Raw genomic sequence first — 16,416 nt, forward strand, 5'->3', positions numbered from 1 at the left:
TGAAAGGCGGTACTTAAGTGTCGCCTTTTGTTATTATATAAGGTGCTTTTCAGCAAAAACCCCTGTTGCTGAATCGCAACTTTTTCTTCTTAAAAAATAGAAATCAAAAAGTAAATGTTGAGAGCTTAGGGTAACTTATGCTTAATTAAGATCTATAAACGAGCCGATAGGCTTTTTAATAATAAACCTAAAAAAGGGAAAACGATGATTAAGAAAGTATTATTAACATCTGCACTTGTAGCAAGCTTCGCAGCTACTGCTAATGCTGGTGATTCATCTGAGGTTTCTGGTCCGCAAGTAACACTTGGCGGTTCGCTTGATACTCAACTCGGATATGCTCAACAAAAGAAAGCTTTTAGACACAAAGACCCAAGTAATACAGCAACTTCTAAACTTAACAACCATTCGCTTGTTAATGATACAAAGATATCGATCAAGATTGACGGTGAATTTGAGTCAGGTCTGAAATACGGTGGTGCGATTAAGCTTAATGCCGATACTTCTGAAGCTAAGACAAACTTCTTCGGTAAAGATGATACCAACAGTAAAGCTGAACAAACTATGGCTTATGTTGAAGGCGCATTCGGTCGTATCGAAATGGGTAATACTCCCAGTGCGAGCGACGCAATGCATGTTGGGGCTCCCGGAAGAGGATCTGAAGCAAGATATTGGATCAATCCAAATACCTCTTCAAAAGTTGTAGGAACTGCTACTGACCCGCAAACTACTCAAGATTCATTAGTAACAAACTTCCTAACCGCTCCGAATTTACCGACAAATGAATTAGGTTTGGTTGGTAATAAAGGCCGTAATGCCGGTAAGGTTTCTTACTTTACACCAAGCTTTTCAGGAATCATGATCGGTCTTTCTTATACTCCGGATGTTCAATCTTATGGAACCGTGGCTCAAGCTAGAGGAGTAACAACTTCTGTAACCAGCGGACAAGCATTTAAAAATGTATTTGAAGCCGGTTTAAAATATGAATATATGTTTAACGATGTTGGCGTGAAAGCCGGTGTTACCGGTCAAGCAGGTGATTCCAAGAAAGTTAATGACGGAACAAACTTAAACAAAACTTATAGAAGTTTAAGAGCTTGGAATGCAGGCTTGAATTTAAACTTTATGGGTGTTACTCTTGGTGGTTCTTACGGTGACTGGGGTAAATCTACAGTGGCTAAGAACAGTTCCGTTAAAGGTACTAAGTATTGGACTTTAGGTGCAGGTTATGCATTTGGCCCAGCTGATGTGAGCTTAACCTATGTTAATACACAAAAGGGTGCTATAGCAAATGCTAAGAGAAACAAGTTAGAAATGCTTTCTTTAGAGCTTGGTTATAAATTAGCTCCAGGTTTAATGCCTTATGCTGAAGTTACTTGCTTTAAAGCTAAAGACAACAGAGCTAATGGTACTTCTAATTATGCGAGCAACAAAGGTACAGTATTCTTACTTGGATCTAAACTCCAGTTCTAATACTTGTTGCTTAAAAAGCTTTAAGACTAAAAAAGCAGAGTGTAAAAGCTCTGCTTTTTTATTTTTTAATAACTTAGTTATTGAAATATAAAAAATATTAAAAGTTTAAATGCCTATAAAACCTAACTTTTATTAAAATCAATTGAATTATTTTAATTTATATTACCTTGGTAGATTGAAAAGTATTTGAAATTGCTATTTAATTAATAAATAAGGGGCTAATTTATTATAAAAGATAATTATTATGAATTATTCTCTGGTGAATTAACTAAGAGGGAGGCAATTATGGACTCAATAAGCAAGATTAACTATGCTAAAATGGTTGATGAGTTAAATCAAAAGATAAGCTCGGGAGAAGTTAAAATTGAGAAACCTTTATATGAGAGTATGGGTACTGCAAACGAAGCTAGTGAAGTTGAAGTAAGCGGCAATGAGTTGGATTTTTCAGCATCGATTGCTAAGGGTGCTATGCTTCATGAGCTAATTAGTAAAGTCGCGAGCGGTGAAGCTCAATATATTGATTTTGAGTCAAGTGAATCTGTTAATGAATTTGTTAGTAAAAGCTCTGATTTTGAAGTGGCTTAAACAATATATATTCATATTTTAAAGTAAGTTAAAAATTTACTAAAAAGGTCTTAAGTAGTTGTAAGCTTAAGGCCTTTTCTGTTGCGAGCCTAAATTATCGCTTGCATATCAGCAATAAAATACTAACATATAGATATTTAGTGGAATATTTATTGAATATGCAACATATAAAAGAACGGCCGCTATCCCCGCATTTAGGGATATATAAGCCACAAATAAGCTCAGTCTTATCCATATTTCATCGCGTCTCAGGTGTGGCTTTGTTCATTGGTTTAATTGCTGTCATCTGGTGGATTATCTATTTGCCGTATATGCAAGATCCGGAAAACTGTATTATATGGAAGTTTTTTGCTCATCCTATAGGCAAAGCATTTTTAATGCTTTGGAGCTATTCGCTTTTTTTTCATACCTGTACAGGTATTAGGCACTTATTTTGGGATTTCGGAATGGGTTTTTCGATAGAGGCTATGAATAAAAGCGGTTGGCTGGCAGTCATAATTTCCTTAATTCTAGCTGTAGTTTCATGGATAATAGCTTTAAGGATGGGAGTATAAATATGGATTATAATTCATCGTTAAGTAAAGCTAAGGGCTTAGGTTCCGCAAGAAACGGAACTGCACATATGATTCATCAAAGGTTTACCGCAATCGCTCTGGTTCCTCTTTGTATATGGTTTGTAATCTCCGTAATATTAGTTTTAAGAAGCCCTAAAGAGATGATCCCTCAATATATCATTTCACCGATAAATATGACTTTTATAATTTTATTTATATGTGTTTCCATTTATCACGGCATGATCGGGATGAGAGTGATAATAGAAGATTACGTGCATCATAAGTATATTAAAATCTGGTCGCTTATAATATTGTATTTTGTTTCAATAGTGACTTTAACATGCGGGATTATTTCATTGTTCAGCATGCATATTGTGTTTAGAATTGTCGGGTGAGAGTAAAGAAAATGAGTACGTATAAAATTATTGATCATGAATATGATGTGGTTGTGGTCGGAGCAGGTGGAGCCGGATTAAGAGCGACACTTGGTATGGCTGAAAAAGGTTTAAAAACTGCATGTATTTCAAAAGTATTTCCCACCCGAAGCCATACGGTTGCTGCGCAAGGCGGGATTAGCGCCGCACTCGGCAATATGGGAGAAGATGATTGGCGTTGGCATGCATATGATACGGTTAAAGGCTCGGATTGGCTTGGAGATCAGGATGCAATCCAGTATATGTGCCAAAATGCCCCGCAGGCAATCATTGAACTTGAGCATTACGGTGTGCCGTTTTCACGTACAAAGGAAGGAAAGATTTATCAACGCCCGTTCGGTGGGATGACTACCGAGTATGGTGAAGGTAAAGCTGCGCAAAGAACCTGTGCTGCTGCCGATAGAACCGGGCATGCTATTTTACATACTTTATATCAGCAATGCTTAAAACGTAATGCAGAGTTCTTTATTGAATATTTCTCTCTTGATTTAATTATGGTTGACGGTGAGTGTAGGGGAGTAACTGCATATTGTTTAGAAGATGGAACACTACACCGTTTTAAAGCTCATATAGTAGTTCTTGCCACGGGAGGATACGGTAGGGCTTATTTCTCGGCAACTTCTGCGCACACCTGCACCGGTGACGGCGGGGGTATGGTGTTAAGAGCAGGATTACCACTACAGGATATGGAATTTGTTCAATTCCACCCGACGGGAATTTACGGAGCCGGATGTTTAATCACCGAAGGGGTAAGAGGAGAAGGAGGATATCTTATAAACAGCAATGGCGAAAGATTTATGGAGCGTTATGCTCCGACAGCTAAAGACTTAGCTTCAAGGGATGTAGTAAGTCGCTCGATGATGATGGAGATCAGAGAAGGAAGAGGATGTGGTGCAAATAAAGATCATATTCACTTAGTGCTTTCTCATCTTGATCCGAAAGTAATTCATGAAAGGTTGCCGGGTATATCGGAAACAGCAAGAATATTTGCAGGAATTGACGTAACCAAGCAACCGGTACCGGTGCTACCTACCGTGCATTATAATATGGGCGGTATACCGACTAACTATATGGGTGAAGCTTTAACTAAAAAGGGCGAAGAAATGGTAAAAGTTCCCGGGCTTATGGCGATCGGGGAAGCAGCTTGCGTTTCAGTCCATGGTGCTAATAGATTAGGATCTAACTCATTGCTTGATTTAATCGTGTTCGGAAGAGCGGCGGGAATTAGAGCGGCAGAGCTGGTTAAACCTAAAACACCTCATAAAGAGCTATCGAAAGAAGCTCAAGAAGCAGGCTTTGCAAGGTTCGATAAAATTAGAAACTCGAGCGGCAAACTTCATACTTCCGTGATCAGGAAGGATATGCAAAGAACTATGCAAACTCATGCCAGCGTCTTTAGAACTGAAGAAGTGATGGCTGAAGGGGTGGAAATGATGAAGAATGTTTATAACTCATATCAGGATATTGGTATATCCGATAGAGGGCTGATTTGGAATAGTGATCTGGTCGAGGCATTGGAACTCGATAATTTAAGAGCACAAGCAGTGGTAACCATCAATGCGGCTTTAAATAGAAAGGAAAGTAGGGGGGCGCACGCTAGAGAAGATTATTCCGAACGTGATGATAAAAATTGGATGAAGCATAGCTTAACTTATTTAGATAACAAAGGAGAAGTTAGTATTGATTACCGTCCTGTGGTTCTTACTACTCTAGATGAGGAAATGAAAGTGATTCCGCCTAAAAAGCGAGTGTATTAATAATGATAAGAATGGTTATGTAAAAGCCATTCTATCAAGCTTAAAATCCTACCTTGCTGTCAATTTAATAGATATTATAATATATAAGAAAATATAAAAAATAGTTGTATTTTATCAAATAAACTTGACCTTATTTGATGAAATATTTTATAATTAAATTATATACTAAAATAAGGGGGGTTATATGGCAGCGCCATTAGTAGCTGCGGGTGCAGCAAAAGTAGGAGGCATGGGTGGAGCAGGCGGTAAATTAGGTTCCATGATGGGAGGCGGCGGTGGCGGTAAAGAAGGCGGCGGAATGGGGGACATGTTAACAGGAGCGTTAAAAGAGGGTGTAAACATGGCTAAAGAAGGCGTGTCAGCTATGAAAGATGCTGCCAGCGGTAGTAAATCACCTTCTGCAGGCGGAGGTAAGGAACAGAGTAAGGGGCAGGGTATTGTATAGTATAGTGTATTAAGTTGAATATCCTACATACATGAGGCATAGTTAAACTATAAAGAATCAAACTAAGTTTGCGTATAAATGACTATGTCATTTATACGAGCACGTGCCATAAATGGCCGCGAGGCGCGTGCTTCTTACTATTTTTTTTATCTGATTTTTCAGTTGCACGCTATATAGTTATATTAAACTTAACTTATTGTATTTGGATAAACGTGTAAGATATTCAAATTAATTTATTATATAATTATCCACTATATAGCAAAGGCTTAAATGCATATACAATAAATAAGCAATATTTATTACCTTAATAAAATATTAGTAATATTTAATGAAACTTAAAAAATTTAAGGAAATTGATGTTTTGTTTTCAATGGAATTAGGTTAAAATGCCCTTAGAAAAACTAATATTTTAAAGAGGGGTGAATGGTTTGTTCAAATTGTGCGGTTGCCGGAGCAGCCGGTGCAGGATTAGGGTTAGCCTTACATAATCGTGCTCTTGAAAATCCGAATACTTTTTTGAATTCAATGATTTTAAAATTTAATGCAGCTACTGTTTCCGTTGCATTCGCCGGTGCTGCATATCTTACTTCAGCGGGGACTATGTCTTTCCTTGCTTATTGGTATGGGGGTAGAGTTTTAAATAGCATAGGCTTCAGCTGTCACGATGAACATGATATAGCCGATACTTCAAACACTAACAACCATAAAGACTATGTTCTCTTCACTCATCATAGCGTTGCTGATTATGACCTCATAAAAGAAGTAAACGTCCAAAGGATTCCAACTGATATTATTATGATAGATAATAATAATGAAAATAATTCTCTAATTGCTTCTACGCAAGGAAGTAAGATATTCATTAAAGGCGGAGTAAATTATATTAGCGGGAATAGAGGAGAGGATAAATTTTTCTTTAGTATGTGCAGCACTAAAGTTTATGGTGAAAAAACAAATGTAATAGATGCATTTGAAGAGGGGAAAGATAAAATATACTTGTTTTGCAGCAAGCGAACAATAGAGAAAGAGGATTTAGCCATCTATTATAATGAGCAATATAATGCAACGTTCTTAACTATAGCTAATAACCCGAGCGGTGAGATAGCAATTGCCTTTACAGGTGAGCACCCCGATCTGCTGAATGATGTATATCTAAATGAAAACTGGGCTGATCACTTAATTTAAGCTAATGCTAAAACTTTCTGTCATTCTTTAATAGTATTGACTAATCAGCTAATTTATAGTATAAAATGAGAATGATTCTCAATCTCATTTTTTGTCTAGGAGATTAATATGACTACTCCTGTTTCTACACTTAGAGAAGGTTTTAAAGGTATTGTCAAAAATATTGATCTTGAACCTATAATGAAGAAAAGGTTAATTGAGCTCGGGATTACGCCTGAGACAAAGCTTACGGTAGTCAATAAGCAAAAAAGTGGCTATATGATTATTGCCACTGAGAATTTTAAGTTGGCTTTTGATAGCTATATTGCTAAACATATAATTGTTCAGCCGATCAATTAAGTTTTAGGTTTAAGGTAGATGAAAAAGATAAGAGTTGCAATTATCGGTAATCCTAATTGTGGTAAATCTACAATATTTAATGCTTTAACAGGCTTAAAACAAGTTGTCGGCAACTGGCCTGGTGTTACGGTTGAAAAGAAAGTAGGTAATTTCCAGCATAATGATACTGAAATTGAAATTATTGATTTACCGGGTGTATACTCTTTAAATCAATCCGGTTCTTTAGATGAAGAGATTGCACATAACTTTTTAGTTAACGAAGAATACGATTTAGCCGTTAACGTTATAGATTCCTCCAACCTTGCCCGTCATTTATATTTGACCACTCAGTTACTGGAAATGCAAATTCCTTTGATTTTAGCTTTTAATATGATCGATGTTGCTAAAAATAAAGGGATTAATATTGATAGTAAAAAGATCGAGCAAGCCTTAGGGGCGAAAGTTGTTAAATTGATTGCCAGAAAAGATGTCGGTGTTAATGATTTAAAAGAAGAAATAACCGGGTTTCCTGAAAATACGGAAAATAAAGAAAGTTTTATAGAGAAAATTTATCCTCCGAAAATATATGAACAGATAAAGTGGATTGCTAAAGAAAATCTGATAAGCGAGCGGCAAGTTTTACAGGATCTGGAAAATAGAGCAGAGGATAATAAAGCGCCGGTTGCCTCTCATCAGATTCAGGCTGCTCAACAGGAGATAATTAAAGAATATGATGAAGAAAGCTCAATAATTATTCCCGGCATCAGATACGAATTCATTAATAAAATAGCAGGGGTTGCTATAAGTCGGGAAAAAATTACACGTAGTGATTTTAGTAATAAGCTGGATAAAGTATTTTTAAATAAATTTTTTGGTATACCTATTTTTCTACTTTCAGTATATCTAGCTTTTACTTTTAGTATAGTAGTGGGGGGGGCATTTCAAGATTTTTTTGAGTTATTCTCGGAAGTAGTGTTTATGGATATACCGAGATTACTGCTGGAAAAAATTTCTTCACCTAAATTACTTACTTTTCTGATTGCTGATTGCATTGGGGGAGGCATTCAAACCGTGCTTACCTTTATACCTATCATATTTGGATTATATCTGTTTTTATCTTTTTTAGAAGATAGCGGCTATTTGCTTAGGGCTGCATATTTAATTGATAGAGCAATGAAAGCGATCGGGCTTCCCGGAAAAGCATTTTTCCCGCTTGTGGTGGGATTCGGCTGTAATGTACCTGCTATAATGGCTGCCCGCATTGTGAATAATCAAAATGACAGAATTGCAATCGCTATGATTGCACCGTTTATGTCTTGCGGGGCAAGGCTTTCGGTATATGCTTTATTTTGTGCGGCATTTTTCCCCAAAAGCGGCCAGAATATTGTTTTTTTACTTTATATTATAGGAATCATGGTCGGGATATTTACTGGGTGGTTACTTAAAAAAACATTTTTAAAATCCGAGCCTGAACATTTAATGTTGGAGTTGATTGATTATCATTTACCTACCCTAAAAGGATTAATGCTTAAGACTCTCGATAAAGTGCATTCATTCGTGTTTGGTGCCGGAAAACTCATAGTCATAGTGTTTATTGTGCTGCAATGCTTGAACTCCGTAAGTTTCGATTTGACTGTCGGCAATCAAACTAACGGTAAGTCCATGCTTGCGGTTATCGGTAAAAAAATTACTCCAGTTTTTAAGCCGATCGGGATAAGAGAGGAAAATTGGCCAGCGGCTGTTGGGCTGTTTACCGGGATTTTTGCGAAAGAAGTAGTGGTGGGAACTTTAAATTCTTTATATCTTTCTATCGAGGGCAACAGTGAAATTAAGCCTAAACCTATAAATATAGCAGAGAAACTTAAAAATGCATTTTTAAGCATTCCTGAAAATATAAGTAAAATCACGGAAAATTTATCCACCCCGCTCTGGCTTAACCTTTCCGACCAAAATATCATAGATGAATTTTTAGATGCAGAAGGGGTGTCAGCGTCAATTTACCGAGCTATGCAAAAAGGCTTTAACGGGAGAATAGCCGTATTTTCATATCTATTATTTGTATTGCTATATTTCCCATGTGTTTCGGTATTCGGAATAATAGTGCGAGAGATCGGAACCAAGTGGGCGATCATTTCCGCCGTATGGTCAACATTGCTCGCTTATGTTGTTTCATGTTCTTTTTATCAGTTTGCAGTTATATCTCATAGAGAAGATGCAAAAGAGATTTATATGAGCATAGGTTTATTAATACTGATTACCGTATTTATACTTTTTGTAACTAATAAAAAAACGGAGCAAAAAGATGCTAATCTTGGAGCTTAAAAAATATATTATAGAGCACCCAAGAGTAAGCTTACTTGAGATTACTAAAAAATTTAATCTAAGCGGTGAGCAGGCGCGTAATATGCTCGAGCCTTGGGTGGAAAGAGGTAAGCTTGATAGATTCAAACCAACCCGGATTTGCGGCGGCTGCAAATGCGTAAATGATGAGTGCTTGGTACTTTCCATGGAGCTTTATACTTGGAATAAAGTGTAGGATATTAGGTGAGTGGTAGACTTATTAACGAATATAAATGAGATTAAAAATGAATTAAAATATTATGCTGCCATAATTTATTTTAAGCCAATTAATATAATAAGAATAAAAAATATTTTTGATGAATTAATGAACCAAGGTATCTTCTATGATGAATTTATTGACATAACATATCCAAAATCAGACTATACTGAAGAATTCATTCTTGCCTTTAATGCAGTATTAAAGAGATTAGGAATTACAGTTCCTGATAATCGAGATGAAGCGGTTTAATATTGCTAAAATATTATATTACGAAGATTGCACTTATTGAGATGGATCCTATTGAAGTATTAGAAAAAATAATGAAAATTATTGACTTTAATGCTGATATTTACTCTAAAAGTAATAAGTATTTAGGTGATTCTTATGGTATTCATAGTTTATTAGGCTTGTATTACGAATATGAGGATATTCTTAATAACTGGTCTCTTAAAGATAAGACGTTTGAAAGTAGGCTCATAAAATTAAAACAGGATATGATAAATTCAGCTGCAAGGTGGATTAAACAATACTTATAAAGCTACTAACGTTGGGTTATCTCCCCAATCAATATAGTAGTTAACTTATTTATTTTGCTTATAAACTCCTTAAGAGATTTAATTATAAACATAACTGTAATACAAAAAAACAGTTGAGTGGTTTAACTTGTAATTATCAAATATTAAATTAATCCCTAACCTTATAAGCGGTATGGATTGCAACCACCCCGAAAGTTAAGGTTCTATATTTTATATTGTCAAATCCGGCATTCTCAATCATTAAAGAAAACTTTTCGGGCTTGGGAAATTTTCTGATGCTTTCAACCAGATAGCTATATGAATCTTCACTGCCGGTAATCATTTTGCCGATTTTAGGAATAACCTTAAAAGAGTAAAAATCATAAAACTTCCTTATTAACCCTTCATGCGTACTGCAAAGCTCGAGGCAAATAAATTTACCGCCCTTCTTTAAAACTCGGTGAGCTTCTTTTAGAGCTTTGTCAATATGAGTAACGTTTCTGATGCCAAATGAAATAGTATAATATCCAAAGCTGTTGTCTTTGAAAGGAAGGCTCTCGGCATTACCGCAAATATAATGCATCTTATTATTAAGATATGCATATTCATCAAGCATCTTTTGTTTGCCGGCATCAAGCATAGCTTGATTCAAATCGCAAAGATAAGCTTCTTTCCCGCCTGCTTCCAAAAATTTTCTTGAAATATCACCTGTGCCGCAGGCAACATCTAAAAGAGTATCATAATAACTCGGTTTAATCTCTTCAATTACCATATCTTTCCAAATATGATGAAGCCCGAAGCTCATTACGTCATTCATGATATCATATTTCGATGCCACAGTCGTAAACACATTCTGTACTAATTTTTCTTTCTTGGTTTCCTCTACTTCTTTAAAACCGAAATTAGCTTTCTTCATTTATCATGCTCATTAAGTGATTCAGTTTTTTTTCTGCCTCTAAAGTCCATAGTTCCTGATTATTATTTAAGAATGAAGAAAAGCAGAAATGGCGCTTAAATGCAATAATAACCCGCGCGGTTTGAAAGTCAAACTCACCGGTGGGATTAATGCTATAGCCGAAAATTTTAAGCTTATGTTGAATTTTGATTATATCCTCGTAGGATAAATTGCTTAGAACCTTTTGTTTAGCAGTATAATTTATGTTCGGAAATATGCCGATACCTTCGCTTGCCAGCAATTCCCACTTAAAAAAGTGGTTAGGGTCATCTTTACGATGGGGTGCGATGTCATAATGAGCGATAACGTTTCTGGCTTCGATCGGGTGCTTGGTTATAAGTTCTTTACTTAAAGCTATTAATGAATCAATTTGTTGAAGTGGGAAAGGTTCCGCTCCTTGGTTATCCAGCTCTATGCCGATGGAAAAATTATTTACCGATTCTCTGCCTCTCCATGAACTTATGCCGGCATGCCAAGCTCTTAAATGATCTGGTACCAGTTGATAAATAACTCCATGCTTATCAATCAAATAATGGCTACTTACAGTGTATTCTGGGCTACAGAGCCTTTTTAGCGCGGAGTCAGCATCCTGCATGTTGGTGTGATGAATAATGAGAGTATCAATAGATGAATTATCTGGTCTTTTATCAAAATTTGGAGAATTTAATTTTAAAATCTTCATAAAATAAAGCAAAAGGAAGCGTCCCTGGAGAATAAGGGGGAGGGAAGGGACGCTCTTAAGAATCATTATAATACACCTAATATATATATTCAATTCTTTTTTTTAAAAATTATGATATCTTAATTAGTATGTTGAAAATAATATAAAAAACTCTGTGGGGAAATTCGCAAAATCGGTGCTTGAGATAAACTTAGACAGGATATCGCAAAACTATAAAATCTTAAAAAGCTACTTAAGGAAGGCAATTTGTGGAGCATCAATAAAAACTAATGCATATGGTATTGGGATGATGCCGGTTGCCAGAAAGCTTTTTGCCGAAGGCTGTAATGATTTCTTTGTTGCTAATCTTGATGAAGCTTTGGAATGTAAAAAAGTTTTGAGCAATAATAATATTTATTCATTAAACAGAAGTTGTGATTATAGTTTACCTAAGGTGGTTAATGATAGCGTTATAAGTTTAAATTATAATGAACAAAACTTCTCAGCAAGTGGTGAAGATGGTTATGAAAAATTACAGAATGAACAAGTTATAAGTATAACTGAAGTTATTGACTCTAAAATTTATTCGAGAAACCCTAATATTTATATTCTGCACGGCGTAAATTGCATTGACGGGGCGAAAGCTGCCGCTGAGATGGGGTTAACCCCGATAATAAGTGATTTATCTCAATTGGAAATCTGGAATAATTACGGGAAAAAAATCGGTAAGAAATTGGCTGCCGTGCTGCATTTGGAAACAGGTATGGGAAGGCTTGCTTTACAAAAAAGCGATGCTCTACAAATCAGTACAAATTCGGAGCTTATTTCAAATGTTGAATTAACATATATAATGAGCCATCTTTCTTGTTCCGATGAAATTAATCATGTAATGAATAAAGAGCAACTTAACGAGATGCAGGAATATCAAAAAATGTTTAAAAATATTCCGGTTAGTTTCTCTAATTCAGGAGGGATATTTCTAGGAGAAGAATATCATTTTGATTTGGTAAGGCCGGGAGCGGCATTATTCGGAATTCATTCCTGTCATCAAAAACAAACCCCGTTTTTACAAGTCGTAACTTTAAAAGCAGGCATCCTTCAGAAAAAAATATTGGAAAAAGATCAGGCGATAGGATACGGCGCAACCGTAAGTGCAAAAAGGGGCGATAAAATAATAACGCTTGAGTGTGGCTACGGGGATGGATACTTTCGAAACTTAAGTAATTTAGGTAAGGGGTATTACAATAATAAAGAGCTCCGGCAAATCGGCAGAGTTTCAATGGATATGATAATCTTTAATGCTAACAATCTGACTGAAGAAGAATTTAATGAAATAAACTACGTTGAATTGCTCGGAGATAATATTAACGTAAACGAAGTTGCAAATTGTGCTGGAACAATTGGCTATGAGGTGCTAACCTCATTAGGTAGTAGATATAAAAAGGTTTATATAGGGTAATATGAACTTCGTTGGAGTAGTCGGTAGGGTTTTTTTAGATTTTGTAAGGTCTTTAGGAAGGCTTGGCATTTTTACTTATGAAACTGTAAAGTCTTGTTTTTTCGGCAAGTTTTATTTTAAAGTGCTATTTAGGCAGATGATAGAAATAGGCTATTATTCTCTGCCCGTGATCGGTCTTACTGCGGTTTTTACCGGTGCAGTACTTGCTTTGCAAAGTTATACCGGGTTTTCTCGTTTTAATGCCGAAAGTTCCATAGCCTCGGTCGTTGTGTTATCAATTACCAGGGAGCTAGGTCCTGTATTAGCGGGGTTAATGCTTGCAGGCAGAATCGGTGCGGCAATTGCTGCGGAAATCGGTACTATGCGGGTAACCGAGCAGATTGATGCGTTATATACTTTAAATACTAACCCGTTTAACTATTTAGTTATTCCCAGGGTTTTAGCCGGGATCATAATGCTTCCGTGTTTGGTGTTAGTTGCTGATATTATCGGAGTATTCGGGGGATATTTGGTAAGTATTTATAAGCTTGGTTTTTCTCCGCATACTTATTTAAAAAGTACTATACAATTCCTTGAAGTTAAGGATGTGACTTCAGGTTTAATTAAAGCTTCGGCATTCGGTTTCGTGGTGACGATTATGGGATGTTATCATGGTTATAACTCCAAAGGTGGAGCGCAAGGCGTTGGAAGTGCTACTACAAATTCCGTGGTTGCAGCTTCAATTTTTATTTTATTTACTAATTATATTATTACCGGACTTCTTTTTTCAAAGTAAATTATGGCAGAAAATTATAAAATAATATTAGAAAACTTATCAAAATCATTTGGAACCAAGCAAGTTCTAAAGCGGATTAATTTAAATATACCTGAACAGGAATCGCTGGTTGTAATCGGCGGTTCAGGTAGCGGGAAATCCGTATTAATTAAAACGATTATGGGTTTGCTGGAACCTGATGGAGGCAGCTTAGTAAAAATTGACGGGCAAGATGTAACACACATCCCGATCATAAAGCGCGGAGAGTTGCTTAATCAATTTGGCATGCTATTTCAAGGTGGTGCTTTGTTTGATAGTTTGAAAATCTGGGAAAATGTCTCATTTACTCTTCTGCAAGGCAAAAATATTTCTCGTAAAGAGGCGAGAAGAATAGCTGAGGAAAAGCTGGCGCTAGTGGGTTTAAACCAAGCAACACTAGATCTTTACCCTAACGAGCTTTCGGGTGGGATGCAAAAAAGAGCAGCGCTTGCAAGAGCCATTGCAAATAATCCGAGTATTATATTTTTTGACGAGCCGACTTCCGGGCTTGACCCGATTACTTCGCAGGTAATAATTGAGTTGATTGCTAATCTTTCTAAAGAGCTTAAAGCAACCACAATTACTATTACTCATGATATGAAGTGTGTTAAAACTATAGCTGATAAAGTGGCCATGATTTATAAGGGCGAAATTATCTGGCAAGGTGAAGGAAAGAACATCGAGTCTTCAGGGAATGAGTATGTTGATCAATTTATCAGCGGAAGAACTACCGGGCCAATCACCAATAATGCTTAAAGCAAAGCTAAGCATTTCCTTAACATTGATAAAAAATTCCTCTAACTCTTTTAGAGGAGTAACTACTATATCCCGCTTATTTTCGGCAACAGGGGAGCAGGGGCTCTAAAGGTTTGCTAAACATAAAGTATCAAAAGGTATAATTATAATGAAAAAGTGATAAGAAAGAAAAATTGTAAGTTAATTTTTAAGTTATCACTTAAATGAGCATGAGTTGTATATTTTAATTGACGTAAGAAAAGAAAAAATTTATATATTAGCAACAACATATGTGCCCGTAGCTCAGCCGGATAGAGCAACTGCCTTCTAAGCAGTGGGTCGGGGGTTCGACTCCTCCCGGGCACGCCACATAAAATAAGGTTTTTAGCCAATATTTTAAAACCGATAAATCTTTCTATGCTATCATTTGATAGATAGATATAATTAGGTAATTGCTAATTATAAAACCTTTGTTGTTATATCGTTCTATATAGGCTTGGAGTAATAACTAATATAGAATTTCTTGAATAATTTAAAACCTACTTTAGATTGATTATTATAATTTCCGATAAGAAATATGAATAAAGATTATATGCTTACATAATTTTATAAGGTTAGTTAATACAATAAATGTTGAATGAATACCATCAACTTAACTAATACTAACAATTTTTATCATGTTAGATATAATAACTGATTTTAAAAGAATAAAATGAATCTTCATTTTATTAATCATGTTTATTAAGAGTTTAGTTCCTAGTCCCGGAACGTGAGAGCAAGTAAATACTAAGATGTTAACTTGTCTAAAATAATAAAAACAATATATCCGCCCTTGCGACACTGATGCGGCACCAAAGAAATTTTGTGATTTTATAAAAACGCTGGAATATTAGGAAATACTTGGTTGCGGGGGCTGAATTTAAACCAATGACCTTCAGGTTATGAGCCGCAAGTTCTAGCTGTTTATAGGAGCTTATCAAGCTGTGTATAGCTTGACATATCCTAGGTTTTACAGTGCTTCTATATCTATAAAATATAATGATTTTATAGGCGGTTTTATTTATATGGTATCCCCAAAGTATCCCCAAGTGAAAGATAAAATTTATAATTTTACTAAGAAATTTTTAGATGAACTGCCTATTTCTGCTCCCGGAAAACGAGATTATTGTAAAGACTATAAAGGGAGCGGACTGGAAATTATAGTCACAGATAAAGGAAATAAATCTTTTGAAGTAACAAAAAAAAATGGCCGTATTATTAGGGTGACTATCGGGCAATATCCAAATATTTCAATTGAAAATGCACGTAAAGAAGCTCTGCATATTAGCTCCCAAATTGCTCAAGGAATCAAAAAATTTAAAGAAAAATCAAGAGACAGATTTTTACAAGCAGACGAATTACCAAAATTTTTTAAAGCCTTAAATGGAGAGATAAATGAAACTGCTAAGGGTTATATACTAATTTCACTTCTTACCGGAGCGTGAAAAAGTAATGTATTAGCTATGAAATGGAATGAAATTAATTTCCAGACTAAAACTTGGAGAATCCCGGAAACTAAAAACGGGGAGTCTTTAACTATTCCTTTAACAGAGCAAGCATTGGAGATATTACACCAAAGACAAATTGCTAACTTAAAGACAGAATTTTCAGAAAGTGAGTTTGTATTCCCTTCTAACAGCTCTTCAGGGCATCTGGCAGACCCGAAAAAAGCATGGAAAAGGATACTGTAGAAAGCAGGGATTGAAAATCTCCGTATACATGATTTAAGGAGAACTCTTGGAAGTTGGCAAGCTGCAACCGGCGCAACAACCGCTATTATAGGCAAATCTTTAGGTCATAAAAGCCAACAGGCAACTAGAGTCTATGAAAGATTAAATATTGACCCGGTAAGAGATTCTCTAGAAAGAGCAACAAAAGCTATGTTTAATAATCAATACTAAGCTTATCATGTAAGTGGAATTGTAATAATAGTTTTAAAACATTGTCCAATAAT

Annotated in this window: 18 protein-coding genes, 1 tRNA gene and 1 pseudogene; 18 read left to right on the forward strand and 2 right to left on the reverse strand. The window is 35.7% G+C overall.

The features are described from left to right. Positions 1-204 precede the first annotated feature (204 nt). The 12 genes from NF27_RS03420 to NF27_RS03475 all read left to right on the forward strand — a co-directional run bounded on the left by NF27_RS03420 (position 205) and on the right by NF27_RS03475 (position 9,841). A complete protein-coding gene (locus NF27_RS03420; RefSeq protein ID WP_039455762.1) occupies positions 205-1,470 on the forward strand; it encodes a porin in 1,266 nt (421 codons plus the stop codon). A gap of 285 nt (positions 1,471-1,755) precedes the next feature. Next, complete coding sequence (locus NF27_RS03425) at positions 1,756-2,055, forward strand: hypothetical protein (protein WP_039455764.1); 300 nt, start codon at positions 1,756-1,758, stop codon at positions 2,053-2,055. Between the two features lie 158 nt (positions 2,056-2,213). Beyond that, positions 2,214-2,609, forward strand: coding sequence for a succinate dehydrogenase, cytochrome b556 subunit (sdhC, locus tag NF27_RS03430; protein ID WP_039455766.1), 396 nt, complete (start codon positions 2,214-2,216; stop codon positions 2,607-2,609). Between the two features lie 2 nt (positions 2,610-2,611). Next, positions 2,612-3,004, forward strand: a complete 393-nt coding sequence (sdhD, locus tag NF27_RS03435) for a succinate dehydrogenase, hydrophobic membrane anchor protein (RefSeq protein WP_039456057.1) — start codon at positions 2,612-2,614, stop codon at positions 3,002-3,004. Positions 3,005-3,015: 11 nt separating this feature from the next. Continuing rightward, positions 3,016-4,800, forward strand: a complete 1,785-nt coding sequence (gene sdhA, locus NF27_RS03440; protein ID WP_039455768.1) for a succinate dehydrogenase flavoprotein subunit — start codon at positions 3,016-3,018, stop codon at positions 4,798-4,800. Positions 4,801-4,984: 184 nt separating this feature from the next. Further along, a complete protein-coding gene (locus tag NF27_RS03445) occupies positions 4,985-5,245 on the forward strand; it encodes a hypothetical protein (protein WP_039455770.1) in 261 nt (86 codons plus the stop codon). 423 nt (positions 5,246-5,668) lie between these two features. Beyond that, positions 5,669-6,427: a hypothetical protein gene (locus NF27_RS03450; RefSeq protein ID WP_039455772.1), complete on the forward strand. Its 759-nt coding sequence runs from the start codon at positions 5,669-5,671 to the stop codon at positions 6,425-6,427. A gap of 108 nt (positions 6,428-6,535) precedes the next feature. Beyond that, the gene (locus NF27_RS03455; protein ID WP_039455774.1) at positions 6,536-6,766 is read left to right on the forward strand and encodes a FeoA family protein; all 231 of its coding nucleotides are present in this window, start codon (positions 6,536-6,538) and stop codon (positions 6,764-6,766) included. An 18-nt stretch (positions 6,767-6,784) separates the two neighbouring features. Continuing rightward, positions 6,785-9,067, forward strand: a complete 2,283-nt coding sequence (feoB, locus tag NF27_RS03460) for a Fe(2+) transporter permease subunit FeoB (RefSeq protein ID WP_039455776.1) — start codon at positions 6,785-6,787, stop codon at positions 9,065-9,067. Further along, on the forward strand, positions 9,048-9,281 hold the full coding sequence (locus NF27_RS03465; RefSeq protein ID WP_039455778.1) for a FeoC-like transcriptional regulator: 234 nt from the start codon (positions 9,048-9,050) through the stop codon (positions 9,279-9,281). Before feoB ends, NF27_RS03465 begins: the two co-directional genes overlap by 20 nt. Positions 9,282-9,293: 12 nt before the next feature. Then, on the forward strand, positions 9,294-9,554 hold the full coding sequence (locus NF27_RS03470; RefSeq protein ID WP_039455780.1) for a hypothetical protein: 261 nt from the start codon (positions 9,294-9,296) through the stop codon (positions 9,552-9,554). A gap of 2 nt (positions 9,555-9,556) precedes the next feature. Beyond that, positions 9,557-9,841, forward strand: a complete 285-nt coding sequence (locus tag NF27_RS03475; protein ID WP_039455782.1) for a hypothetical protein — start codon at positions 9,557-9,559, stop codon at positions 9,839-9,841. A 148-nt stretch (positions 9,842-9,989) separates the two neighbouring features. Here the strand turns inward: NF27_RS03475 and ubiE are convergent, their stop codons facing one another. Continuing rightward, entirely contained in the window at positions 9,990-10,736 is a 747-nt protein-coding gene (gene ubiE, locus NF27_RS03480) for a bifunctional demethylmenaquinone methyltransferase/2-methoxy-6-polyprenyl-1,4-benzoquinol methylase UbiE (protein ID WP_039455784.1), read from the reverse strand. Further along, complete coding sequence (locus tag NF27_RS03485; RefSeq protein ID WP_053332547.1) at positions 10,723-11,457, reverse strand: N-acetylmuramoyl-L-alanine amidase; 735 nt, start codon at positions 11,455-11,457, stop codon at positions 10,723-10,725. Before NF27_RS03485 ends, ubiE begins: the two co-directional genes overlap by 14 nt. Before the next feature lie 175 nt (positions 11,458-11,632). Here NF27_RS03485 and alr point away from each other — a divergent pair, with 175 nt between their 5' ends. The 6 genes and pseudogenes from alr to NF27_RS13230 form a co-directional block, all read left to right on the forward strand. Next, a complete protein-coding gene (alr, locus tag NF27_RS03490) occupies positions 11,633-12,895 on the forward strand; it encodes an alanine racemase (protein WP_039455787.1) in 1,263 nt (420 codons plus the stop codon). 1 nt (position 12,896) lies between these two features. Next, positions 12,897-13,670 carry an MlaE family ABC transporter permease gene (locus NF27_RS03495; RefSeq protein WP_039455789.1) on the forward strand — a complete coding sequence of 258 codons (774 nt, stop codon included), beginning with the start codon at positions 12,897-12,899 and terminating at the stop codon, positions 13,668-13,670. A gap of 3 nt (positions 13,671-13,673) precedes the next feature. Continuing rightward, positions 13,674-14,444: an ABC transporter ATP-binding protein gene (locus NF27_RS03500; protein ID WP_039455791.1), complete on the forward strand. Its 771-nt coding sequence runs from the start codon at positions 13,674-13,676 to the stop codon at positions 14,442-14,444. 271 nt (positions 14,445-14,715) lie between these two features. Next, a tRNA-Arg gene (locus NF27_RS03505) sits at positions 14,716-14,792 on the forward strand. Positions 14,793-15,511: 719 nt separating this feature from the next. Next, on the forward strand, positions 15,512-15,907 hold the full coding sequence (locus tag NF27_RS12985; protein WP_239647814.1) for an integrase family protein: 396 nt from the start codon (positions 15,512-15,514) through the stop codon (positions 15,905-15,907). Between the two features lie 15 nt (positions 15,908-15,922). Beyond that, positions 15,923-16,363, forward strand: a pseudogene (locus NF27_RS13230) (site-specific integrase); the annotation flags it as partial. Positions 16,364-16,416 lie beyond the last annotated feature (53 nt).

Source organism: Candidatus Jidaibacter acanthamoeba (assembly GCF_000815465.1).
Classification (GTDB): domain Bacteria; phylum Pseudomonadota; class Alphaproteobacteria; order Rickettsiales; family Midichloriaceae; genus Jidaibacter; species Jidaibacter acanthamoebae.